Raw genomic sequence first — 22,257 nt, 5'->3', positions numbered from 1 at the left:
AATACTTTTCAAATTAAATATCTTGGAAAATAGCGTGCATTAAACGTTTTTTATCGTTAATACTTTCTTCAAGCGCTATCATAGTTTCAGTTCTATTTACTCCGTGAATATCATCTATTCTATAAATAATATCTTTTGCGTCTGCAGTATTTTTAGCACGAACTTTACAGAAAATATTATACTTTCCTGCTGTTACATAAGCAACTGTAACGTTAGATATTAAACGTAAATTGTCTAGTACATGTTGAGTCATAGATGTTTTATCTAAGAAAACTCCTACATGGGCAATAAACGAGTATCCCATTTTTTCATAATTCAAGGTTAATGTTGACCCTTGAATAATACCTTCATCTTCCATCTTTTTTACACGTACATGGATAGTACCAGCAGATACTAACAACTTTTTTGCAATGTCTGTAAAAGGTGTACGAGCGTTTTCAATTAAAATGTCTAAAATTTGATGATCGATTTCATCTAGTATGAACTTCTTCATTTTTTGTTTTCTTCAAGTAATATTGCTAAAATATAGATTTTTTATAAAAAACTTAAGTTTTGTTTAAGGAAAAATAAATTTTTAACTATTTTTTGTGAATTCTTTATGAGCTAAATATGAAGATAAATTTCCTTCTTTTTCTTTTGTTAGAACCAGTGCAAATTTACCATTTTCTATAGTTTCTACATACTGAAAAGCAACATCTTTTTCATTATTTTTTGAGCGATAAATTACGTCGTAGAAATTCTTGATATTGTTAGGAATAGCTAAATAATCTTGATAAGAACTAAAGTCGTTATTTATTGAAATATGGTAAATTCCTTGTAATAATGCATAGAAATTATACTTTCTAACCTCTTCCCTATCATAATCATCAGGAAAATGTCCTGCTTCAATTAATATTGTATTGTGTCCTAACTTTTGAAAATTATCTCCTGTAGCGGTTGGGTAAAATTCATCCGTATAACGACCAATATGATTTGGTATAATTTCTTGCAACAATTTATTCATTGCTACAATAACATTCATAGTTTTTTTTCTGCCTTCAGTAATTTTACGTGTTTCTTCTTCAGAAGGAGCCAAAAAAGATATCGTAGCGGTATTGGTAGTACCTTCTACTCCAAAAATGGTTCTTTGATCATGTAAATTAAAGCAAAACTGCGGATTAACTTCTTCTAAAATTTTACGTAATAACTTACTTTCTTTCGCTTGTAACTCAACAGCGTCTCTATTTAAATCAATATTATTAGCATTAACACGTGTATAGGCTTGTGCTCCATCAGGATTTAACATAGGAACGATGGTAATACTACAATTGTTTACAATTGCCTTAGTAATTTCATGGTCTGGAAAACGCTGAATAAAGTTTAAAAAATCGAAAACAGCTTTGGTTCCGGTACTTTCATTACCGTGCATCTGGCTCCAAATAAGAATTCTCTTTTCTCCTGTTCCAAATTTCAACTGATAAATAGCTCTCTGCTGCTCTGATTCACCAATTATTTTTGTTTCAATTTTAGAATTTTGTAAGTCAAAATACAAAGGCTCTATATCTGTTAGGGTAATCCACCTTCCAGATATAGAGTCTTCTTTAATTTTTAAATAGTTTTCTTCTAAAAAAGAGCTACTAATGTGTGTCATATTATAACGAAAACCAATCAGCTACTAGCCGTTTTTCAATAGGTTCAACAGTTTTATGTACATAATCGTTTTTGCCCATATCGTACTCATAGTCTTTTGACCATTCTTCAATATTTTCAGCTAACGATTTTAACGAATCACAAACAAATTGTACTTCTTCATTTGTAATAGTTGGGTGAACCGATAAACGTACCCAACCTGGTTTTTCTGTACTACAACCTCCTAAAATTTGTCCTTTTATTTCATTTGATCTGGTTTGATCTACATTTAATAAAAAGTGTCCGTAAGTTCCAGCACAAGAACAACCTCCTCTGGTTTGAATACCGAAACGATCGTTTAATAATTTAACTACTAAGTTAAAATGGTATTTTTCAAAGTAAAAAGAAAAAATACTTAAGCGATCTTTATGGTTTGGAGCCAAAATTTGAACTCCCTCTAGATTTTCTAGACAATTAAAAATGATCGGATTAATTTCATCCTCACGTTCTTTAATTTTATCGGTACCCATTTGATTTTTTACCTGAATACACAATGCTATTTTTATCGTTTGTAAAAAAGCTGGTGTACCTCCATCTTCACGAGTTTCAACATCATCAAAATAATCGTGTTGTCCCCATGGATTTGTATAACTCACAGTTCCTCCACCTGGGTTATCAGGAACCATATTTTTATATAATTTCTTATTGAAAATCAATACTCCCGATGTACCTGGACCTCCTAAAAACTTATGTGGAGAAAAGAAAATAGCATCTAAATACTCTTCTTCATTTTCTGGATGCATATCAATGTCTACATACGGTGCAGAACAAGCAAAATCAACAAAGCATAAGCCACCATATCTGTGAATTAGAGAGGCTACTTTATGGTAGTCAGTTTTGATTCCTGTAACATTAGATCCACCTACAATTGACGCAATTTTGATAGGTCTATCTAAATATTGTTTAATCGTTTCTTCAAACTTATCTAAACACACTAAACCTTCTTCGTTACATGGTACAACTACAACGTCAGCTATAGTTTCAATCCAAGAAGTTTGGTTTGAATGATGTTCCATATGGCTAACAAAAACAATAGGTCTTTTTTCATCAGGAACTTGAGTATTTTCCTTTAGATTTTCAGATACTTTGAGTCCTAAAATACGTTGGAATTTATTTACAACTCCTGTCATACCAGAACCTTCGGTAATTAACACGTCATCTGCAGAAGCATTTACATGACGTTTTATAATATTACGAGCTTCATGATACGCAAGTGTCATAGCTGCTCCTGATGTAGACGTTTCTGTATGTGTATTGGCTACAAAAGGACCGAATTTATGCAACAATTGCTCTTCGATAGGTCTGTATAATCTTCCACTAGCAGTCCAATCAGTATATACCATTTTCTTTTCGCCATAAGGTGTTTGAAAAGTTTGGTCAATTCCTACAATATTTCTTCTGAACTTATCAAAATACTGTTCTAAATCCATAATTATAATCTGTGTTGTTTGTTGTGGTGATAAAATTACTCGTATGCCACTAGGTAGCCTAAAATAATTAGAATATTAACGTATTTATAACATTTTGTTAGAAGCTCGTAATTTTTACGGTCTTTACGCTATAATTTCTTTTATTTCAGTGATAAATCTTTCAGCTAAAGCATCTGCATTTTCCTGACTAGTGCTTTCTGTATAAATTCTGATGATAGGCTCGGTATTTGACTTACGTAAGTGTACCCACTCTTCAGCAAAATCAATTTTTACACCATCAATTGTATTAACATCTTCGTTTTTATATTTACTAGCCATCGTTTCTAAAATCTTGTCAACATCAATTTGTGGTGTTAACAGGATTTTATTCTTACTCATAAAATAACTAGGATATGAATCTCTTAGCTCTTTACAAGACATTTTTTTATGTGCTAAATGTGATAAAAATAACGCTACACCAACTAATGAGTCACGACCGTAATGAGACTCAGGATAAATAATTCCACCATTACCTTCTCCTCCAATAACAGTGTTGGTATCTTTCATCATTTGTACTACGTTCACCTCTCCTACTGCACTTGCAGTGTAAGTTCCGCCATGTTTTTCGGTAACATCACGTAATGCTCTTGAAGATGATAGGTTAGAAACTGTATTACCACCACCTAATTGACCTAAAACATAATCGGCACAAGCAACTAAGGTATATTCTTCACCGAACATAGAACCATCTTCAGAAATTAACGCTAAACGATCAACATCTGGATCCACCACAATACCTAAATCAGCTTTTTTCTTTACTACCAATTCAGAAATATCGGTTAAATGCTCTTTTAAAGGTTCTGGGTTATGTGGAAAGTGTCCGTTAGGCTCACAGTACAATTCAATACACTTTACACCTAATTCTTTTAATAAAGCAGGAATTGCGATTCCTCCTGTAGAATTAACTCCATCTACAACTACTTTGAATTTCGCTTTTTTGATGGCTTTTGTATCAACTAAATCAAGTTTTAAAACTTCTTTAATGTGCTTTTTAATGTAGTTTTTCTTTTTTCTGTATGATCCTAAATCGTCTACTTCAGCAAACTGAATAGTAGCATCGTTTTCAGCAATCTTTAAAATCTCTGCACCGTCTTTTCCATTTAAGAACTCTCCTTTCTCATTCAATAATTTTAACGCATTCCACTGTTTTGGGTTGTGAGAAGCAGTTAAAATAATACCTCCATCAGCTTTTTCTAAAGGAACTGCAACTTCCACCGTAGGTGTAGTTGATAACCCTAAATCGATAACATCTATTCCTAAACCAACTAAAGTATTGGCTACTAAGTTGCTTATCATTTTACCCGAAATACGAGCATCTCTACCAATAATAATGGTAATTTTTTCTTTTCCTGCGTTTTTCTTTTTTATGAATGTTCCGTAAGCTGCCGCGAATTTTACCGCATCAATCGGAGTTAAATTATCACCTGTATTTCCGCCTATGGTACCTCTAATACCTGATATAGATTTAATAAGTGTCATGTTAATTTTTTTATTGATGAGCAAATATATTGATTTACAAGTTATGATTTTGGATTCTGCAGGATAAGAAACTAAAAAAACCGCTAAACTTTACAGCTTAACGGTTTTATAATTTTTAAGAAGTTGTTAGGATTATTTTCCTTCCATTTTCTTCTTTAACTCAGCTAATCCACCGATATCTCCTAAAGTAGTTTTTTCTACTTCTTGAGCTTTAGCAGCAGCAGCTTTAATGTTCTTTTGTTCTTCTTCTCTAAAGATAGAAGTGTGAGAAGCAACGATTCTACGGTACTCTTTACTGAATTCAGTTACTTGGAACTGAGCAACATCACCTTTAGCTAATTTGCTACCGTCTTCTTTTTCTAAGAAACGAGTTGGAGCGAAAGCTTCAATTCCGTCAGCAAATACTACTGTTGCACCTTTATCATTTTTCTCTTTAATAGTACCTTCGTGCATAGACCCGATAGCATACGTAGCTTCATGAGCATCCCAAGGGTTATCTTGAGTTTGCTTGTGACCTAAGTTTAACTTACGGTTTTCTACATCTAATTCTAATACTTGTACTTCTAATTGATCACCAACAGTTACGAAATCTGATGGGTGCTTAATTTTCTTAGTCCAAGATAAATCAGAGATATATACTAATCCGTCGATACCTTCTTCTAACTCAACGAACACACCAAAGTTAGTGTAGTTACGTACAGTACCAGTGTGTGTAGAACCAACTGGGTACTTAGTAGTAATATCAGTCCATGGATCTGGGTGTAATTGCTTCATACCTAAAGACATTTTACGCTCTTCGCGGTCTAATGTTAAGATTTGAGCTTCTACTTCATCACCAACTTTTACGAAATCTTGCGCAGAACGTAAGTGAGTTGACCATGACATTTCAGAAACGTGGATTAATCCTTCTACTCCTTCTTCAACCTCTACAAATGCACCATAATCAGCTAAAACAACTACTTTACCTTTTACTTTATCACCAACTTTTAAGTCAGAGTTTAAAGCTTCCCATGGGTGAGCAGATAATTGTTTTAAACCTAATTGAATTCTAGACTTGTTATCATCAAAGTCTAAGATTACAACGTTTAATTTTTGATCTAATTCAACAACTTCATTCGGGTGGTTGATACGAGACCAAGATAAATCAGTAATGTGAATTAATCCGTCAACACCTCCTAAGTCAACAAATACACCGTAAGAAGTTACGTTTTTAACAACTCCTTCTAATACTTGTCCTTTTTCTAATTGACCGATAATTTCACGTTTTTGATCTTCTAAATCAGCTTCGATTAACGCTTTGTGAGATACTACTACGTTCTTAAATTCGTGGTTGATTTTAACAACTTTGAATTCCATAGTTTTCTCTACGTATTGATCGTAGTCACGGATAGGCTTCACATCGATTTGAGAACCTGGTAAGAAAGCTTCAATACCAAATACGTCAACGATCATACCTCCACGAGTTCTACACTTAACAAAACCGTTAACGATTTCACCAGTTTCGTGTGCGTTGTTAACACGATCCCAAGCTTTGATTACACGTGCTTTTTTGTGAGATAATACTAATTGACCAGATGAATCTTCTCTTTTGTCAACTAATACTTCTACTTTGTCACCCACTGCTAAATTTGGGTTATAACGGAACTCGTTTAACGAAATTACTCCTTCTGATTTAGAGTTGATGTCGATAATAGCATCACGATCAGTAATACGTACTACTTCACCTTCAATTACGTCACGCTCGTTAACGAAACCTACAGTTCCTTCTAACGCAGTTTCAAATTCTTTTAATTTAGCCTCATCTACAGCTTCAATACCTTGTTCGTACTTGTGCCAATCAAAGTCAGCTAAAAATTCTTGTGGGTTTACTTTTGTTTCAGACATTCTGAAAATAATTTGTATCTTTTTGTTAACCAGATTTTTAACGATGCTAACGCCAAGAGAAATTAAACTTTATAAAAAAAATTAAACCTTTTTTAAATCTGTACTCGTAAAAAGGCGTGCAAATTTACGAATAATTCTTGAAGTAACCTAAAAGTTTTGGTTTTTAGTTGGTTAAGAGAAACCTACTACTAAAAGAATGTAAACTATTTTTAATTAAAAATTCTTTTATTTGTTTTAATAAGACTAAAGTTGATAATAATTTAAAGAGTAAAAGTAAAACAAATGAACAACACTTTACTTGATCAAATAGGAAATACTCCTCTTGTAAAATCAGTGGTATTAAATACAAATCCGAATGTTGATTTATATTTTAAACTAGAAGGCAACAACCCTGGAGGAAGTGTAAAAGATAGAGCTGCTTACAACATGATTAAATGTGCTTTGGAATCCAACTCTATTAATCAATCAACTAAACTTATTGAGGCGACTAGTGGTAACACTGGAATTGCATTAGCTATGATAGCAGGTTTATTTAAACTTGATATTGAATTAGTGATGCCTAAAACTGCCACTAAAGAGCGTGTTCAAACTATGAGAGCTTATGGCGCAAAAGTTACGTTACACCCTGACGGGATAGAAGGCGCTAGAGATTATACTATAGATAAAGTAGAAAATGAAGGTTACTACAGCTTTAATCAATTTGCAAATGATGATAATTGGAAAGTGCATTATAAAACAACCGGACCTGAAATTTGGAGAGACACTAAAGGCTCAATAACTCATTTTGTTTCGGCTATGGGAACCACAGGAACCATAATAGGTACTTCAACTTTTTTAAAAGAACAAAACAATGAAATACAAATTATTGGTGTTCAACCTACCGATAATTCTAAAATACCAGGTATAAGAAAATGGCATAAAGAATATTTACCCAAGTTTTTCAGTCTAGCTAAAATAGATAACACCATTGAAGTTAGTAGTGATGAAACAATAGACATGGCAAGTAAGCCAGCAAAAGAAGAAGGGATTTTTGCAGGTATGAGCAGCGGAGGAGCTACTGCTGCAGCTTTAAAATTAGTAAGTAAAATGGATAGCAGTGTAATTGTATGTATTATTTGTGACAGAGGAGATCGTTACCTCTCCTCTGACCTTATTTGAAAAAAATTAAACTAATTTTAGTTTATTAATATATTTTTTCTTCTTTTATCATCAACTATAAATATAGTGTCATTTTCTATAAGAATTCCTTTGGTATTTCCTGAATAGTACTGATTACTATGCTTAACATCTATTTTGATTACTTTTTCTTCATAATCAGCAGAAATATCTTCTACAATTGAGTGTCCAATAACAATTTTTGAAGCTTTATAATAAGTCAAAATTGCATTTAATTCTCGTTGTGTAGTAGGTTCAGCATCTATTCCTTCTGCCCTTAAAGCCATTTTGTGTTTAAAATCTAAATTAAGTCTTCTATCCCAAAACGGACTATCAACGCCACTAATCACTAATCTGTCTCTTTCTTTTAATAAGTTACCATTTGTTTGTTGAACTCCATAATATTGCTTAGCAATGGTATTTAATTCGTTTATTGAATATTTTTCCTCTAAATGGAATTTATTTAATCCTCCGTGAACAAAAATAACATTCCCTATTTTTTCAACAATATTTTTTGTACGTAACCATTTACCTAATTCAGAATTTTCTGAGTATAGATATTTCAACGACTCATCCCAATAACCTAATTTACTTATTTGTTTTGCAACATGAATGTATTTAGCGTCATTATATTTTACGTATCCATATAAGTTCATAAATTCATGATTTCCTATTATAAAATGAACTTTACCTCCTTGTTTTTCTGCCTGATTCTCTAAATGATAAATCAACCATAAAACTTGTGTTACTTGACTACCTCTATCAAAAAAATCACCATTCAACACTAAATGTCCATCTCCAAAAGTCCAATTAGCATCTTGATCAATAACATTATTGTGAAATAAAAAACTGAAGAATCCATCAAAATTCCCTTCAATATCAGATATAGCTATTAATTTTTGTGATTCTTCATATATTTCTTTCTCAAGAAATAAACTATCTTTTATTTTGACCGTAAATTCGTTTAATTTGTCATTAGAGACTACGACTTTTATTGTTTTACTTGAATCTAGTCTTCTCTTTATCAATTCATTATTTTCATTTACAAAATAAACATTATCAGAAAACACATATGGTCCATCTAGTCCATCAAATTTGGTAGTAATAACCTCATTAATTTTGATGCCAAAAGCTTTATTAGATTTCCATAAAGCATTTAATCCTGACCAATAAAAATTATGAACACCTTTTTCATAATTAGATTCTTGATATCCTAAAAACAAAGTAGTTAGAACAAAATATGCAACACTAATAATGACACCATATTTAAAAATAAATTTTATTTTTTTCATTTATAATATATTTTATTAAAAAATGAAGAGTTATCATAATGACAACTCTCACTTATAATTAAAATAAAATGTGTTTTTAGATTTTTCTTAACTCAACTCTTCTATTTTGAGCTTTTCCTTCTTCAGTTGTATTATCGCCAACAGGTTTGGTTTGTCCAAATCCTTCGCTTTTTAATCTAGACTCATCAATACCTTCATCTACAAGTGCCATTACAACTGCTTTAGCTCTATTTTTAGATAATTTCATATTTGATGCTTCATCACCTACGTTATCAGTATGACCTTCTACACTAATTTTTAAATCAGTAGTAGCTTTCATCATTTTAACAATTTCCCTCACTACTTCATAAGACTCTGATTTAATTCTAGATTTACCAGTATCAAAATTAATATGTAAAGTAGCAAAACCTTTAGCATTAATTTCATCTAGGATTTTATCTGCTGTTATTTTTTCAATAGTCTGTTCAAATTCCTGTGACTCTACTACTCCAATTTGTGCGTTGACACCATCTGAATAGACCTGAATTCCTATTTTTTTGTTTGGTGTTTTTAATACATACATACGTATAGGATAATTTACAACATCTCCCACATAAAAGTCATTAAAATACGTATATCTATCATTTACAGTTTCTCCTTTTTGATTAATTAACTCATTAGGAATTTTACCTTCAAAAATAAGTTTTGCTCCAATAGAATTGAGATAATCTTTTACACTTTTATCAAAATAGTACTGATTCCATTTCTCATCACCTTCCATCATAATTCCCATTTTATCAACTCGTCCTTCTATATCAAAAAAAGATTTTCCATCAAACATTTCAAGTTTGTGAAAATTGTATGATTCGGTACTACTTGTACCTTCATTTACAATCATACCTTTTGGAGAGGTTATATATGGGTACGCTCCAATATCCTGAGTTACTTCTGGAATAGCATCCCAAGAAAATTCTTTATTATTTTCTAAGTTAGTTTTTACTCCTGTAGATTTGTTTTCATCAACAACGGCTGCTTCTGTTTGGGTTGATTCTACTACTGGATCTGATTTAGTTTCTTTATCTTTTTTGCAAGCTGAAATTGCAAGTACAGAAAATAAACTTAAGGTGCAAATTCTTTTCATTTTAATTTTGCTTTAGGTTTAGTTTTAATTGTTTTTGCGGAAAGTTTTTTAGTGTGGTTTGATTTTACTCATACTCATCCTCATCTTCAAAACCATCATTATCTGGCTTTAATAAAAATTGCAGCACCGTTTTTTCGTCTAACTTCATAAAATCATTGTACAATATTTCAATGACTTCATCACTTGATTTATTTGCTTTTAATAAGTTATATGCTTTTTCAGGAGAATCTTTAATTACTTCTTTTACCAATTCTTTTCCCATTTGTAAAACCTCAGATTTAGGAATACCATTTTCTAAAAAAGGTTTTACATGTGCTACGACACTAATAGCAGCTCCTTTGCAAATGTTTTCTTTAGTTGCTTCAGCTTGCACTTGCGAAAAAAGTTGAAAAGACATGAATAGGCATACAATAAAGGTTAGTTTTTTCATTTTCATATTTTTAAGTTAAACCTGAGGTAAAAGTAATTTTAATTTACTTAAAATCAAAATGTAAAATACTTTTACTTAAAAAATAGACTACTCCACTTCCTTAATTTCCACCTTAAACAAATTATCAAAAACTTCAAAAATACTTTCTGCTTCTTTTTTACGTACAGAAATCGTGTATTCGCAGTCTAACTCAAGTTTTTGATTGATAATATCTAAGTTTCGTTCTTTAATAATACGTTGCACTTTATTCATCATATCGTAGCCAAAAGTGAGCTTGTAATGAACATCAATCGTTTTTTCTACAATTTCAGAAGCTTCTAAAGCCAATTGTGCAGAACTACGATAGGCATTAATCAACCCTCCTACTCCTAATTTGGTTCCACCGAAATAACGTACTGAAACAATTAAGATATTGGTAACCTCAAAGGCTTGTATTTGTCCGTAAATTGGTTGTCCTGCAGAGTTGCTAGGTTCACCATCGTCATTGGCTCTAAAACGAGTGTTTTCTGTACCTAATTGCCATGCATAACAATGATGACGTGCTGTATGGTGCTGTTTGCGAAGTTCTTCTAATCGTTCTTTAATATCCTCTTCAGAAAAAACAGGAAACGCATAGCCGAAAAACTTACTGTTTCGGTCTTTAAACAAGGTTTCTTCAGAAGGTTTTGTAATGGTTTTATAAGTGTCTTTTATCTCATTCATCACGCCGAAACTACTAATAAAATACTAATTATGGCAAGTCCAATACCAATCCAATTCTTTTTAACGAGCTTTTCTTTAAAAAATAACAAAGCAAATACCGTAGTTAAAACGACTACCGAAACATTGTTGATCGTAAAAATAGTAGCGCTTTCAAGTCCTTCTGTTTGTAATGCTTTTAGTAAAAATTCCATCGAATAATAATTTGGAACTCCTAAAGCAATTCCTCCAATAAGTGTTTTCCACTCTAACTTAACCTTCTTGTTGAAAAATTGTAGTAAACTAAAGAAGATTCCAAAAAGTAAGGCGCAACCAAAAATGGTAGATAAAAACATAGGTACAGCTGCTTTAGAAACATAGGTGTCCTCTGTATACTTCAATAAAGTATCAATACTTCCAGACCCTAAAAAGAGTAACATAGGAAACAATAAGTTTTTAAATTTTACAGGAGCAATATCACTTTTTGCTGAAGATAAATACACTGCTACCAGCGCAAGTATAATCCCGATAATTTTTATAAAACCAATACTTTCATTGTATAGAAAAATTCCTAAAACAACAGGAATTACGACCGACATTTTTCCAGCCACAGAAGCAACAGAGAGTCCATTTTTTTGAGCTGTGATTCCCATTACAAGAAATACGGTAATAAATAAGAAACCTAAGATGGTAGCTCCTAAAAACCAAGGTTGTTGTGGTATTTGTGTTACAGAAAGTGAAATTTCTGAATGCACAAAGCCGAAACACAATGCTACCGCATAGTTTAAAACAATGGCTTGAAATGTATTTACTTTGTAAACATCAAACAATTTAAAGATTACAAAGAGTAAACTTGTTATAAAAACACTGAAAATTAAGAATATCATGCTATAAACTCCTTTCTTTTTAGTAAATCTACCACATCTTCCGTTTTCGGACAATTATTCCATACATGAATACCTAACTGTTGTGCAGCCTTGGTGTTTTCTTGGGTATCGTCTATAAAAATAGTTTCAGAAGCCTGTAAATTATTTTCGTTTAAAACAAACTCAAAAATGTTAGTATTTGGTTTTCTTAGATTGATTTCGTGCGATAAGTAAAACTGTTCAAAATAACTTTTAAATTCATTATAAAGCTCTTCTCCCCAGTCGTTTTGAATCCAAGAAATATGCATATCGTTCGTGTTACTTAATAAAAACAATCGATAATTATTCGTTGCAGCAAGTTTCTTTAAAAAATCTAAACGATGCTTTGGAAAATCTAACAAAATAGCATTCCAAGAGTAGATTAGTTTTTCTTTAGGAATATTAAATTTATTGTAGAAAAAATCAATAAAATCATCCGTAGAAATTAATCCCATTTCATACTGATAGTATTGTTGCATCATTTCTTCACTTATCTCAGTAACTCCAAGCTTTGCCAGTTCTTTGTATGTTGCTTCTTTATCTAAATTGATGAATACATCACCAAAATCAAAAATGATGTTTTTAATCATTCTTATATATTCTTAATATGTCGTTAGTTATTTTTTCTTCGGAAGAAAGTTTTGCATTGAAAACAGGATGCTTAACTCCTGCTCCAAAGTTTACATCACCGATAAACACTCTAGCTTCATCCCATAAATTGGCTTCGATAAATGTTTGCAAGGTTTGCGCACCTCCTTCAATAATTACCGATTGTATTTGATGTTTATGCAATACATCGCAAATTTCCTCCGCTACTTGAGAAGAAAAGTCTATTTCTTCGTAAAAAACTTCTTGTTTCTCGTTTCTCGTTTCTCTTATCTCTCTATCAACAAGAACAATCGTTTTAACTTCTCCATTTAAAATAGTTGCTTCTGAAGGAATTCGTAAGTTTTTATCAATAACAATTCTCACAGGGTTATTTCCTGACCAACTACGAACAGTTAATGATGGATTATCAGCTATCACCGTATTGGTTCCTACTAAAATGGCATGCTCTTCACTTCGCCATTTATGAACTAACTGTTGAGAATAAGCGTTTGAAATCCACACAGGTTTTTGCTCATCTTTGGTCAAAGGAGCTATAAATCCGTCCTTGGTTTCTGCCCATTTTAAGATAATATACGGACGCTTTTTGTTTTGAACCGTAAAAAAACGTTTATGATGTTCTTTACAAGCTTTTTCACAAACACCAACTGTTACATTTCTTCCTGCTTTTTTTAACCGTTCAATACCTTTTCCTGCTACTAAACTATTGGTGTCTACGCTACCGATTACTATATTCGGAATTCCTTTTTCTATGATTAAATCAGCACATGGTGGTGTTTTTCCGTGATGAGAGCAAGGTTCTAGTGTAACATAAATAGTAGCTTCTTTTAATAATTCTTGATTTTGTACAGAACGAATAGCATTGACTTCTGCATGAGGCCCACCATAAGGCGAGGTAAATCCTTCTCCTATAATTTTATTCTCATGAACAATTACAGCGCCAACAGATGGATTTGGACGTGTTGTGCCAATACCATTTTTAGCTAATTGTAAGCAACGTTGTATATATGTTTCGTGATTCAAATTGTTATAATTTTATTTTTACATCTTCAATTTGATCAATTGGGTATACATGCGAAAAACCTAACACTTTATATTTTAAATCTCCTTTAAATTGAACTTTTAAACTTTGGTTTAGTAAAGAAGAAAGAAGTCCACCTAAAACTCCGTTTTTATTATTCTCAAAAACTTTTTTGGCAGGAATCACTACTTTTAAAGGAATAGAAAATTCTTTACGAGCAGGAACTTTAAATTCTTCTGAAGATACCTGAGCAACTTGAACCTGATTTACTAAAACTTTAATTTCATCAGTAGCAATTTTACCACCAATATCATTAGGGTTTTTAAAATATGCATTTGCCCCTACTCTAATAGTATCGGTAGTAGCCGATAGTAGTTTTATATCATCAACTTTTAAGAAGATAGGTTTTTGTTTTACAGAACAACTTACTACAAAAAGTAAAAAAGGTAAAAAATATATGATTTTCTTCATGAAAACTCGTGTTTTTTTGGGTACTTTGCTTTAGCAAAAGTACTATATTCTTATGATACCTTCTGATTTTATTATTAGAGAAGTAAAACCGCAAGATAATGCGGAATTAGCAGCAGTTATACGCGGTGTATTAATCGAATTTGGAGTTCCTAAGGTAGGAACAGCTTATGAAGATAAAGCTACCGATGAGATGTACGAAACTTACCAAAAAGATAAGGCTGGTTATTTTGTAATAGAGCATCAAGGAAAAGTTGTTGGCGGTGCTGGTTTTGCTCCTTTAGACAATTTTGAAGGTAACGTATGTGAGTTTCAAAAAATGTACTTCTTGCCCATTGCTAGAGGAAAAGGTTTAGGAAGTAAATTAATTGATTATTGCTTAGATAAGGCCAAACAACAAGGTTATGAGCAATGTTATTTAGAAACCATGCCATACATGGAAGCTGCGAGAGCTTTATATACGAAAAACGGATTCATAAATCTTGATAAACCTATGGGAAACACAGGTCATTATTCGTGTAATGTTTGGATGCTAAAAGATTTGTAGTATAGATAGTTGGATTACTGGATTTTTAGAAAAGAAATTTTAATGAATTTAAAACACTTTAGAGTTTATTTTACGGAAAAATTAGAAAGTATATTTCCTAAAACAGAAATAGATACTTTCTTTTTTTTGTTGATAGAAGAATATTTAGGATTACAACGAATAGACTTTACTTTACAACCAACTTTAGAAATCCCTTCAAAAAAGTATGATCTTTTAAACACGGCTCTTACTAGATTACAAAAAGAAGAACCTATTCAGTACATATTAGGAAAAACAGAGTTTTATGGATATCCTTTTAAGGTAAATGAAAACACACTAATTCCGAGACCAGAAACCGAAGAATTAGTTGAATGGATTCTTAATAAGGTAAAAGAATTAGGTTTAGAAAATAACAAACAGCAATTATCTATTTTAGATATAGGAACAGGCACAGGCTGTATTCCTATCAGCTTAAAAAAAGAGCTTCCAGGTGCAAAAGTAAGCGCTATTGATGTATCTGAGGAAGCTTTAAAAGTGGCTAAGGAGAATGCTTTGTTAAACAAAGCTGAAGTTACTTTTATACTTCAAGATATATTACAAACTGAGAGTTTATCTGAACAATACAATGTGATAGTATCTAATCCACCTTATGTGCGCGAATTAGAAAAAGTAGAAATCAAAAACAATGTTTTAGAAAACGAACCACATTTAGCGTTATTTGTTGATGATGATAATCCGTTGATTTTCTATAAAAAAATAGCCGATTTAGCTATTAAGTCGTTAACTAAAAACGGATTGCTTTTTTTTGAAATCAATCAGTATTTAGGCTCTGAAACTATAGAAATGTTAAAGCGTAAAGGTTTTACCAAAGTTGAACTTCGAAAAGATTTGTTTGGTAACAATCGGATGATTAAAGTAACTTATTAAACATAAAACCTTTACTGGGGAATGATCTTGAGTGTTATTCTATTCCAAAGAATCTTTTAAAGAAAGATCCTTTTTTCTTTTCAGTAGTTCCTCCAACTTCTTGAGGAGTGTTACTTTCTGAAAAACTACCTAAATTATCGGTAATTAATCTTTCTATATAAGAATCATAATCAGTGTTTTTAGAATCTAAAAAACCTTTCAAGAATTTTTCTGAAGCCTCAATTCCATTAAGGTCTTCTATTTCTCTTAATCTCTTATACAAAGGGATGACTTCTTGTATAGCTTTTCTAGGAGCTGGTTTTCGTAAAGCTTTGTAGTTTGTTACTTGACCTTTTTCATTTTCTTTTACAACAAAATCAGTCATTACCCAATAATACCTACCTGTTTTAGCCATGTTTTTAACAAAAGCAATTATGTTTTGTTTCTTTTGAATGCGCTCCCACATAAGCTTAAAAATTACTCGTGGCATATCTGGATGTCTAACAACATTGTGACCAGATCCTACTAATTCGTATTCTTCATAACCAGAAGATTCGACAAAATCTTCATTACAATATTCAATTACACCTCTTGTATCTGTTATACTAAGTAGAATAGCATTTTCATCTAAAATAATTTCGCGATCTACAGGAGTTGGAGTTGGTAGTTTTGGATTTCTTTTCAAAGTATCCCACTTTCTTTCTGAGTTAGTTGTCATATTTATTAAATTGATTTGTGTTTTTGTAATTTAAAGATTTGGTTTTGAGATTTATATTTAGATTATTCGGGGACTTAAAAACAATTTACTGAAAGAAAAACATAGCATTATAATGAAGTTTTCTTATCACAGCTGGCACAAACCTAAAGATCAACTTTTCTAAAAAACATGACAAAAATCATACTATTTTAATAGATTTTGTTTATTAAATCAAGATAAAGTTATATTAACGTTAAATAAAAATTTAAGATTACATACTTATCAAGAAACTAGATCTTTAATTCTTTAAGTGTCATTTTTTTTAAGTTAATTTTGCATTTTATCAGTAAAATCAAGTACTTTTCTTTTTTTATTATTTAAAACTACATCAAATTTAAAATTGAACTACATTGCGAATATGAAAAAATACGATGTAATTATCTTAACAGATAAAAGATATGTAAATCCAACTGAAATTAACGCATACACTAAAAACGTACTTGATGAAGACAATTATGTAAAAATAGCTCTTGAAAATCAAGATTTAAAAGTTGATCGTCTTTCTTGGGATGATGCTAGTTTTGATTGGTCAACAACTCGTTATATTTTATTTAGAACTACATGGGACTATTTTGATCGATTTTCTGAATTTTCTGAATGGTTAAATAATGTGAGTCAGCAAACAATTTTATTAAATTCAGAAAAAATAATTCGTTGGAATATTGACAAACATTATTTGCAAGATTTGCAACAAAACGGAGTGCATATTTGTGAATCATATTTTATAGAACAAGGCACTACTCAAACCCTTAAAGAACTTTCAAATCAGTTTGGTTTAAAAGAGTTTGTTTTAAAGCCGTGTATTTCAGGAGCAGCAAGACATACCTATAAAATCAATCCAGAAAACATAGAGACTTTTGAAACTGTTTTTTCTGAATTGATAGCTGAAGAAGCTATGATTCTTCAACCTTTTCAGTATAACATTGTAAAAAAAGGTGAAATATCATTAATGGTAATGAATGGTAAGTTTACACATGCTGTATTAAAAATAGCCAAATCAGGAGACTTTAGAGTACAAGATGATTTTGGAGGATCTGTACATAGCTACTCTCCTACTCAAGAAGAAATTGACTTTGCTGAGAATGCTGTAAAAGCTTGTATAGAGTTGCCTATTTATGCTCGGGTAGATGTGTTTACTGATAATAATGATAAATTGGCTATTGCTGAATTAGAATTGATAGAGCCAGAACTATGGTTTAGAGAACAACCAGCTGCAGCTGATGAATTAGCTAAAGGAATTAAACAATTAATCAATAAAGATGAAAAAGCTATTTAAAATACTGGGTGGTTTACTTTTAATTGGAGGGATAGTTTTAGTTGTTTTCTACTTTAAGAATAACGAAAGTCTTCCTTCAGGAAAACAGGGGCCTAAAGCGAATGAATTAGCTACTAAAATGCTGAATGCATTAAATTATGAAGCATATAAAAACACACGTTTTATAGAATGGAGTTTTAGAGGAAAACGCTTTTATAAATGGGATAAACAAAAAAACATAGTTGAAGTATCTTGGGATACCAACAAAGTAATATTACACACCAAAGAACCTGAAAAGAGTATTGTTTTGATTGATGGAAAAGAAAATAACAACAAAGAAATTCTTCAAAAATCAATCGATTATTTTAATAATGATAGTTTTTGGTTAGTTGCTCCATATAAAGTTTTTGACGATGGTATAGAGCGAAGACTGGTGCAATATGATGGCAAAGATGCTTTATTAGTTACTTATACAACTGGTGGTTCAACACCAGGAGACTCGTATTTATGGATTTTAGATGAAAGTGGTAAACCTACTAGTTATAAAATGTGGGTTTCTATAATTCCTACTGGCGGAATGGAAGCTACTTGGAGCGATTGGGTAACTACAGAATCGGGAGCAATACTACCAACAAAACATGAAATGGCTGTAGGTGTGTTAGATATGGGAGATGTTAAAGGATACAATTAACCTAGTGAAAAATTATTATAACAAAAAAGAGCAGCGATATCGCTGCTCTTTTTTGTTATAATAAAAAAAATTATTTTCCGAAGCTGTAAGATATTCCGAAGTTAATACCAAAAGAAGAATATGGTACTTTTTGAGATAACTGCTTAGAAGTATCTGTGTTTCCTAAAGGTAACTCATCAACATACTCTATATTATCATGAAATAATGCAGCTGCAGAATTTCCTCCTGCTGTTAAAATACCTCTTACCTGATCGATATTTAATGTTGCTCCATTTTCTCTAATAGAAGCTGAAAACTCAGACATTTTAGAAGTATCTCTAGTAACACTAATTCCCATATACTCAAATTCACCAAAAATAGCTACATTTTTAGATAAATCATGCTTATAACCAATTGCTGCAATAGCACCTAAAGGAAAACGTCCTTTAAAATCATGAACAAAATCAACATCTAAAGTTGTTTCTACTGGCACACCTGGTAGTGTTCCTGCAGGTAATTTAATTCCATGCATTTTTCCAACAGCTTCAGTTCTACCTCCTATTTTTGTTAAAAAACCTACTCTACCATAGATGTTATTAGTAAACTTATAAATTAAAGAAGCAGATGCACCGTAAGCTCTACCTCTTGAGTAAATATCAATTTCAGGTTGACCTGCTAGATTAACTTTGTTTATAGTTTGATCTGCTCCATTTAAATACCCAACACCTACTTCTACACCAAAAGTGTCATTAAAAAAATACCCACCTCTTAATTGAGTGTGTATACCTTCTCCATAACTACCGTAAGTGTTCTCTACTCCTGCAGTTGTTGTTTCAGTTCCAAATCTTACTCCTGCACTTCCAATTGAATAACCTCCACTAGCAGAAACATAAAATTGAGCACTTGCGCTTGCTGTAATTAAAATCATAGCAAGCATTAAAATACTTTTTTTCATAATAAATTATTTGTTAACTTTAAATTGATAATTAAGTAAACAAACCTAGTAAAAATCTAGGATTAGCTGCGTATAAGAACTGTTAAATTATTAGTATTATTGCAGTAAGGAGTACTCAATAAATCATTTTTTTTGAATAAAAATATATTACATACTGAGGTTCAGAGTTATATTAACAAAAACTTACGCGCTAATATTGAAGAATTAATTTTTAAAGGGAGTCCTTTTGAGGATGTTACCGTGCAAGAATTAGCAAATCAACTAGTCGCAAAGCAGAAGTCTGAGAAAAAACTACCCACTTGGTTTGCTACGGAAAACATTTATTACCCCGCAAAAATTAGTATTGAACAAACTTCTTCAGAAATTACAGCTGATTATAAGTCAAAATTGGTACAGGGAGAATCTATTATTGATATTACCGGAGGTTTTGGTGTAGATTGTTTAGCTTTTTCTAAAACGTTTAAAAAAGTTGTTCATTGTGAGATTAATAATGATTTATCTGAAATTGTTGCTCATAATTACAAGCAATTAGGTGTTTCAAATATAAAAACGATAGCTGGTGACGGATTAGAATACTTAAAAGATACATCTCTAAAATTTGATTGTATTTATATAGATCCATCTCGAAGAAGTGATATAAAAGGAAAGGTCTTTTTGTTAAAAGATTGTTTACCAAATGTACCTGAAAATTTGGATTTTTTATTCGATAAATCAGAGACTATTTTAATTAAGAACTCTCCTATTTTAGATATAACTTCAACTATAAATGAATTAAAATTTGTTAAAGAAATTCACATCGTAGCTGTTAATAATGAGGTAAAAGAGTTACTTTTTCTGTTAAAAAATAGGTTTAAAGAAAATATTGAAATAAAAACAGTTAACTTCTTGAAAAACAATAATCAACATCTTGATTTTTCTTTAGAAAGTAAGATTGATTTAGAATATTGGCTCCCTCAAAAATACTTATACGAACCTAATGTAGCTATTTTAAAGTCTGGAGGTTTTAATGAAGTTGCAAGTCAATTAAAAGTACATAAACTACATCAACATTCTCACTTGTATACTTCTGAAAAATTAATCGAAGATTTCCCTGGAAGGATTTTTGAAATTATTTCTGTTTTTCCATATAACAAAAAGAAACTAAAAAGAGAGATAAAAGTAGATAAAGCCAATATCACGACCCGTAATTTTCCGAAAACAGTGGCGCAAATAAGAAAAGAAACTAAATTAAAAGATGGAGGAGATACATTTCTTTTCTTTTCAACAAATTTAAACAATGAGTTAATAGTTGTTAATTGTGTAAAAACTACTATTCCATAGTATTACGTAAAAAATAAAGTTGCCTAACTAACATAACTTCCTTATATTTAAGAAATATTTTGTTATTAGGGGAAGCAAAATATTTTAAAAGTCTTGATACTTAAATCAAGGCTTTTTTCTTTAGCTACCTTTTATATAAATTTGTTTTATGACGAAACAATCAAGCATATATCAATCTGTAAAGTTATCTAAGAACTCTTCTGTTAAAATAGAAGACTCTCTTGTTATTGAGGCTCCTTTGCAAATCAATATAAATAATGAGCCTTACACGGTTGTTATGCGTACTCCTGGAAGTGATGAAGCCTTGATAAAAGGCTTATTATTTGCAGAAGATATTTGTAAGAAAAATGAAGACTTCAAACTGAGTGTTGTAAAAACAGAAGAAGATTTTTCTACCATAATGAATGTAACTATTGCGAAAGAAAAATTAGGAAAGGGCTATTTAAACAAACGTACTCTTTTATCTATTTCTTCTTGTGGTATTTGCGGAAAAAAAGAATTAAAAGATTTAAAAGTATCAGGAAATTCTCTGGAAAATGAAGATTCTAAAAATATTAAATCTTTTATTTATGTTATAGACGGTATGTTTTTAAAAATGAAAGAATTACAAAAAATATTTAAAACAACCGGAGGAAGCCATGCTTGCGCAATCTTCAATAAAAAACATGAACTCTTAACAATACAAGAAGATATTGGTCGCCACAATGCAGTTGATAAATGTGTAGGTGATTTAATAAGTAATTCGAAACTTAAAGAAGCTAAATATATGTTAGTAAGCGGTAGAGTTTCTTACGAAATAGTATCGAAAGCTTTTTTAGCAAAAATACCGTTTATAATAGCTGTTTCAGCTTGTTCATCATTAGCAGTAGATTTTGCCAAAGAATTCGGAATTTGCTTAATTGGTTTTCGCAGAGGTGATAAAATGACTGTTTATGCAAATCCTCAATTTTTATCTTAAGTTTAAAGGATATTACCATAAAAAAAGAACGTTTTTCATCACAACTTAACGATAAAAAAAAGATTTGTATTTTAGTGCACAGAATATTAACTAATCAACCCACATACTTATGCCTTTTATAGAAGAAGAAAAGTTTAAGTTAATACAAGAAGACTTAGACAATTCAAAATTACAAAGAGAGGAAGCTGAAAATGAATTAGCCAGTACTCAAGAAGAATTCTCTTCATTTAAGAAAAGTTCAAGAGGATTATCAATCTTTTTAGGACTGTTATTAGGAATAGCTTCAGGAGCAGCTTATTATTTTTATGCTTACGGCGGTAACAGTGCTATTAATAATGTAGATATTGAATCAGTAAAAAAACAAGAGGCATACAGAGTACTAGATAGTATTAGTAGAGCTAATGCAAGAGCTGCAAGAAGTGGAGATGCAGAAATATCTAACATTGATATTGAAACAGCTACAAATGAAATAGCAGAAGAAACAAGAGGAGAAACTATTTACTCTGTTCAAATAGGGGTGTTATCAAACAATCAATACCCTTTATTGTCTTCAAAAGTTATTCCTTCAATAGTAGCTAATGCAGACGGTTATTTTAAATATTCTTTAGGGTTATTCTTAACCTTAGAGGAAGCAAGAGAATTAAAGAAAGAACTAATTAAAGTAGGATTTGAAGATGCTTTTATTGCTTCATATATAAATGGAGAGCGTCAGCAAATACATAATTAAATAAGCTA

The 22,257-nt window shown here is 31.1% G+C and carries 23 protein-coding genes; 8 read left to right on the top strand and 15 right to left on the bottom strand.

Annotated elements, in window-relative coordinates:
- Nucleotides 1–13 precede the first annotated feature (13 nt).
- The 5 genes from AC3VI6_RS12220 to rpsA form a co-directional block, all read right to left on the bottom strand.
- Nucleotides 14–493: an Lrp/AsnC family transcriptional regulator gene (locus tag AC3VI6_RS12220; RefSeq protein ID WP_274633680.1), complete on the bottom strand. Its 480-nt coding sequence runs from the start codon at nucleotides 491–493 to the stop codon at nucleotides 14–16.
- 81 nt (nucleotides 494–574) lie between these two features.
- The gene (locus tag AC3VI6_RS12215; RefSeq protein ID WP_497706401.1) at nucleotides 575–1,630 is read right to left on the bottom strand and encodes a M14 family zinc carboxypeptidase; all 1,056 of its coding nucleotides are present in this window, start codon (nucleotides 1,628–1,630) and stop codon (nucleotides 575–577) included.
- 1 nt (nucleotide 1,631) lies between these two features.
- Complete coding sequence (locus AC3VI6_RS12210) at nucleotides 1,632–3,098, bottom strand: aminotransferase class V-fold PLP-dependent enzyme (RefSeq protein ID WP_497706400.1); 1,467 nt, start codon at nucleotides 3,096–3,098, stop codon at nucleotides 1,632–1,634.
- 123 nt (nucleotides 3,099–3,221) lie between these two features.
- Nucleotides 3,222–4,616 carry a phosphoglucosamine mutase gene (gene glmM / locus AC3VI6_RS12205; protein ID WP_497706399.1) on the bottom strand — a complete coding sequence of 465 codons (1,395 nt, stop codon included), beginning with the start codon at nucleotides 4,614–4,616 and terminating at the stop codon, nucleotides 3,222–3,224.
- Between the two features lie 132 nt (nucleotides 4,617–4,748).
- The gene (gene rpsA / locus AC3VI6_RS12200; RefSeq protein WP_299001783.1) at nucleotides 4,749–6,500 is read right to left on the bottom strand and encodes a 30S ribosomal protein S1; all 1,752 of its coding nucleotides are present in this window, start codon (nucleotides 6,498–6,500) and stop codon (nucleotides 4,749–4,751) included.
- Nucleotides 6,501–6,782: 282 nt separating this feature from the next.
- Between rpsA and cysM the strand changes: the two genes are divergently transcribed.
- On the top strand, nucleotides 6,783–7,658 hold the full coding sequence (cysM, locus tag AC3VI6_RS12195; protein WP_497706398.1) for a cysteine synthase CysM: 876 nt from the start codon (nucleotides 6,783–6,785) through the stop codon (nucleotides 7,656–7,658).
- Between the two features lie 17 nt (nucleotides 7,659–7,675).
- On the opposite strand, the gene AC3VI6_RS12190 is transcribed toward cysM, so the two are convergent.
- The 8 genes from AC3VI6_RS12190 to AC3VI6_RS12155 all read right to left on the bottom strand — a co-directional run bounded on the left by AC3VI6_RS12190 (nucleotide 7,676) and on the right by AC3VI6_RS12155 (nucleotide 14,178).
- Nucleotides 7,676–8,947, bottom strand: coding sequence for a metallophosphoesterase (locus AC3VI6_RS12190; RefSeq protein ID WP_497706397.1), 1,272 nt, complete (start codon nucleotides 8,945–8,947; stop codon nucleotides 7,676–7,678).
- Between the two features lie 76 nt (nucleotides 8,948–9,023).
- Entirely contained in the window at nucleotides 9,024–10,067 is a 1,044-nt protein-coding gene (locus AC3VI6_RS12185) for an OmpA family protein (protein WP_497706396.1), read from the bottom strand.
- A 64-nt stretch (nucleotides 10,068–10,131) separates the two neighbouring features.
- Nucleotides 10,132–10,497 (bottom strand): hypothetical protein, encoded by a 366-nt coding sequence (locus AC3VI6_RS12180; RefSeq protein WP_497706395.1) that lies wholly within the window; start codon nucleotides 10,495–10,497, stop codon nucleotides 10,132–10,134.
- 87 nt (nucleotides 10,498–10,584) lie between these two features.
- Nucleotides 10,585–11,199, bottom strand: coding sequence for an IMPACT family protein (locus tag AC3VI6_RS12175; RefSeq protein WP_497706394.1), 615 nt, complete (start codon nucleotides 11,197–11,199; stop codon nucleotides 10,585–10,587).
- Nucleotides 11,199–12,062: an EamA family transporter gene (locus AC3VI6_RS12170; protein ID WP_497706393.1), complete on the bottom strand. Its 864-nt coding sequence runs from the start codon at nucleotides 12,060–12,062 to the stop codon at nucleotides 11,199–11,201. The genes AC3VI6_RS12175 and AC3VI6_RS12170 overlap by 1 nt, the downstream gene beginning before the upstream one ends.
- On the bottom strand, nucleotides 12,059–12,670 hold the full coding sequence (locus AC3VI6_RS12165) for an HAD family hydrolase (RefSeq protein ID WP_497706392.1): 612 nt from the start codon (nucleotides 12,668–12,670) through the stop codon (nucleotides 12,059–12,061). The genes AC3VI6_RS12170 and AC3VI6_RS12165 overlap by 4 nt, the downstream gene beginning before the upstream one ends.
- Nucleotides 12,663–13,709, bottom strand: coding sequence for a bifunctional diaminohydroxyphosphoribosylaminopyrimidine deaminase/5-amino-6-(5-phosphoribosylamino)uracil reductase RibD (ribD, locus tag AC3VI6_RS12160; RefSeq protein ID WP_497706391.1), 1,047 nt, complete (start codon nucleotides 13,707–13,709; stop codon nucleotides 12,663–12,665). The genes AC3VI6_RS12165 and ribD overlap by 8 nt, the downstream gene beginning before the upstream one ends.
- Nucleotides 13,710–13,713: 4 nt before the next feature.
- The gene (locus AC3VI6_RS12155; protein WP_408035676.1) at nucleotides 13,714–14,178 is read right to left on the bottom strand and encodes an LEA type 2 family protein; all 465 of its coding nucleotides are present in this window, start codon (nucleotides 14,176–14,178) and stop codon (nucleotides 13,714–13,716) included.
- Nucleotides 14,179–14,230: 52 nt separating this feature from the next.
- Here AC3VI6_RS12155 and AC3VI6_RS12150 point away from each other — a divergent pair, with 52 nt between their 5' ends.
- On the top strand, nucleotides 14,231–14,722 hold the full coding sequence (locus tag AC3VI6_RS12150; protein WP_497706390.1) for a GNAT family N-acetyltransferase: 492 nt from the start codon (nucleotides 14,231–14,233) through the stop codon (nucleotides 14,720–14,722).
- 42 nt (nucleotides 14,723–14,764) lie between these two features.
- A complete protein-coding gene (gene prmC / locus AC3VI6_RS12145) occupies nucleotides 14,765–15,628 on the top strand; it encodes a peptide chain release factor N(5)-glutamine methyltransferase (RefSeq protein ID WP_497706389.1) in 864 nt (287 codons plus the stop codon).
- A gap of 34 nt (nucleotides 15,629–15,662) precedes the next feature.
- On the opposite strand, the gene AC3VI6_RS12140 is transcribed toward prmC, so the two are convergent.
- On the bottom strand, nucleotides 15,663–16,325 hold the full coding sequence (locus AC3VI6_RS12140; RefSeq protein WP_497706388.1) for a PAS domain-containing protein: 663 nt from the start codon (nucleotides 16,323–16,325) through the stop codon (nucleotides 15,663–15,665).
- Between the two features lie 397 nt (nucleotides 16,326–16,722).
- On the opposite strand from AC3VI6_RS12140, the gene AC3VI6_RS12135 reads away from it, so the two are divergent.
- A complete protein-coding gene (locus AC3VI6_RS12135; RefSeq protein WP_497706387.1) occupies nucleotides 16,723–17,640 on the top strand; it encodes an ATP-grasp domain-containing protein in 918 nt (305 codons plus the stop codon).
- A complete protein-coding gene (locus AC3VI6_RS12130; RefSeq protein ID WP_497706386.1) occupies nucleotides 17,624–18,310 on the top strand; it encodes a hypothetical protein in 687 nt (228 codons plus the stop codon). Before AC3VI6_RS12135 ends, AC3VI6_RS12130 begins: the two co-directional genes overlap by 17 nt.
- Before the next feature lie 70 nt (nucleotides 18,311–18,380).
- Here AC3VI6_RS12130 and AC3VI6_RS12125 read toward each other — a convergent pair whose 3' ends face one another.
- Nucleotides 18,381–19,244 (bottom strand): outer membrane beta-barrel protein, encoded by an 864-nt coding sequence (locus tag AC3VI6_RS12125; protein ID WP_497706385.1) that lies wholly within the window; start codon nucleotides 19,242–19,244, stop codon nucleotides 18,381–18,383.
- Between the two features lie 132 nt (nucleotides 19,245–19,376).
- Between AC3VI6_RS12125 and AC3VI6_RS12120 the strand changes: the two genes are divergently transcribed.
- From AC3VI6_RS12120 to AC3VI6_RS12110, 3 genes are all read left to right on the top strand, one after another.
- Nucleotides 19,377–20,564: a class I SAM-dependent methyltransferase gene (locus AC3VI6_RS12120; protein WP_497706384.1), complete on the top strand. Its 1,188-nt coding sequence runs from the start codon at nucleotides 19,377–19,379 to the stop codon at nucleotides 20,562–20,564.
- Between the two features lie 148 nt (nucleotides 20,565–20,712).
- Nucleotides 20,713–21,522 carry a formate dehydrogenase accessory sulfurtransferase FdhD gene (fdhD, locus tag AC3VI6_RS12115; protein WP_497706383.1) on the top strand — a complete coding sequence of 270 codons (810 nt, stop codon included), beginning with the start codon at nucleotides 20,713–20,715 and terminating at the stop codon, nucleotides 21,520–21,522.
- A 109-nt stretch (nucleotides 21,523–21,631) separates the two neighbouring features.
- Nucleotides 21,632–22,249: a hypothetical protein gene (locus AC3VI6_RS12110; RefSeq protein WP_497706382.1), complete on the top strand. Its 618-nt coding sequence runs from the start codon at nucleotides 21,632–21,634 to the stop codon at nucleotides 22,247–22,249.
- Nucleotides 22,250–22,257 lie beyond the last annotated feature (8 nt).

The sequence above is a fragment of the Tenacibaculum sp. TB-56 genome (assembly GCF_059716275.2).
This window is presented reverse-complemented; position numbering and strand designations above follow the sequence as displayed.

Coding starts and splice junctions, on each gene's coding strand:
- rpsA (WP_299001783.1), bottom strand. CDS start 6,500: ATGTCTGAAACAAAAGTAAACCCACAAGAATTTTTAGCTGACTTTGAT.
- AC3VI6_RS12150 (WP_497706390.1), top strand. CDS start 14,231: ATGATACCTTCTGATTTTATTATTAGAGAAGTAAAACCGCAAGATAAT.
- AC3VI6_RS12135 (WP_497706387.1), top strand. CDS start 16,723: ATGAAAAAATACGATGTAATTATCTTAACAGATAAAAGATATGTAAAT.
- AC3VI6_RS12185 (WP_497706396.1), bottom strand. CDS start 10,067: ATGAAAAGAATTTGCACCTTAAGTTTATTTTCTGTACTTGCAATTTCA.
- AC3VI6_RS12125 (WP_497706385.1), bottom strand. CDS start 19,244: ATGAAAAAAAGTATTTTAATGCTTGCTATGATTTTAATTACAGCAAGC.
- fdhD (WP_497706383.1), top strand. CDS start 20,713: ATGACGAAACAATCAAGCATATATCAATCTGTAAAGTTATCTAAGAAC.
- AC3VI6_RS12170 (WP_497706393.1), bottom strand. CDS start 12,062: ATGATATTCTTAATTTTCAGTGTTTTTATAACAAGTTTACTCTTTGTA.
- AC3VI6_RS12190 (WP_497706397.1), bottom strand. CDS start 8,947: ATGAAAAAAATAAAATTTATTTTTAAATATGGTGTCATTATTAGTGTT.
- AC3VI6_RS12140 (WP_497706388.1), bottom strand. CDS start 16,325: ATGACAACTAACTCAGAAAGAAAGTGGGATACTTTGAAAAGAAATCCA.
- AC3VI6_RS12110 (WP_497706382.1), top strand. CDS start 21,632: ATGCCTTTTATAGAAGAAGAAAAGTTTAAGTTAATACAAGAAGACTTA.
- AC3VI6_RS12155 (WP_408035676.1), bottom strand. CDS start 14,178: ATGAAGAAAATCATATATTTTTTACCTTTTTTACTTTTTGTAGTAAGT.
- AC3VI6_RS12175 (WP_497706394.1), bottom strand. CDS start 11,199: ATGAATGAGATAAAAGACACTTATAAAACCATTACAAAACCTTCTGAA.
- cysM (WP_497706398.1), top strand. CDS start 6,783: ATGAACAACACTTTACTTGATCAAATAGGAAATACTCCTCTTGTAAAA.
- AC3VI6_RS12180 (WP_497706395.1), bottom strand. CDS start 10,497: ATGAAAAAACTAACCTTTATTGTATGCCTATTCATGTCTTTTCAACTT.
- glmM (WP_497706399.1), bottom strand. CDS start 4,616: ATGACACTTATTAAATCTATATCAGGTATTAGAGGTACCATAGGCGGA.
- prmC (WP_497706389.1), top strand. CDS start 14,765: ATGAATTTAAAACACTTTAGAGTTTATTTTACGGAAAAATTAGAAAGT.
- AC3VI6_RS12210 (WP_497706400.1), bottom strand. CDS start 3,098: ATGGATTTAGAACAGTATTTTGATAAGTTCAGAAGAAATATTGTAGGA.
- AC3VI6_RS12130 (WP_497706386.1), top strand. CDS start 17,624: ATGAAAAAGCTATTTAAAATACTGGGTGGTTTACTTTTAATTGGAGGG.
- AC3VI6_RS12220 (WP_274633680.1), bottom strand. CDS start 493: ATGAAGAAGTTCATACTAGATGAAATCGATCATCAAATTTTAGACATT.
- AC3VI6_RS12215 (WP_497706401.1), bottom strand. CDS start 1,630: ATGACACACATTAGTAGCTCTTTTTTAGAAGAAAACTATTTAAAAATT.
- AC3VI6_RS12165 (WP_497706392.1), bottom strand. CDS start 12,670: ATGATTAAAAACATCATTTTTGATTTTGGTGATGTATTCATCAATTTA.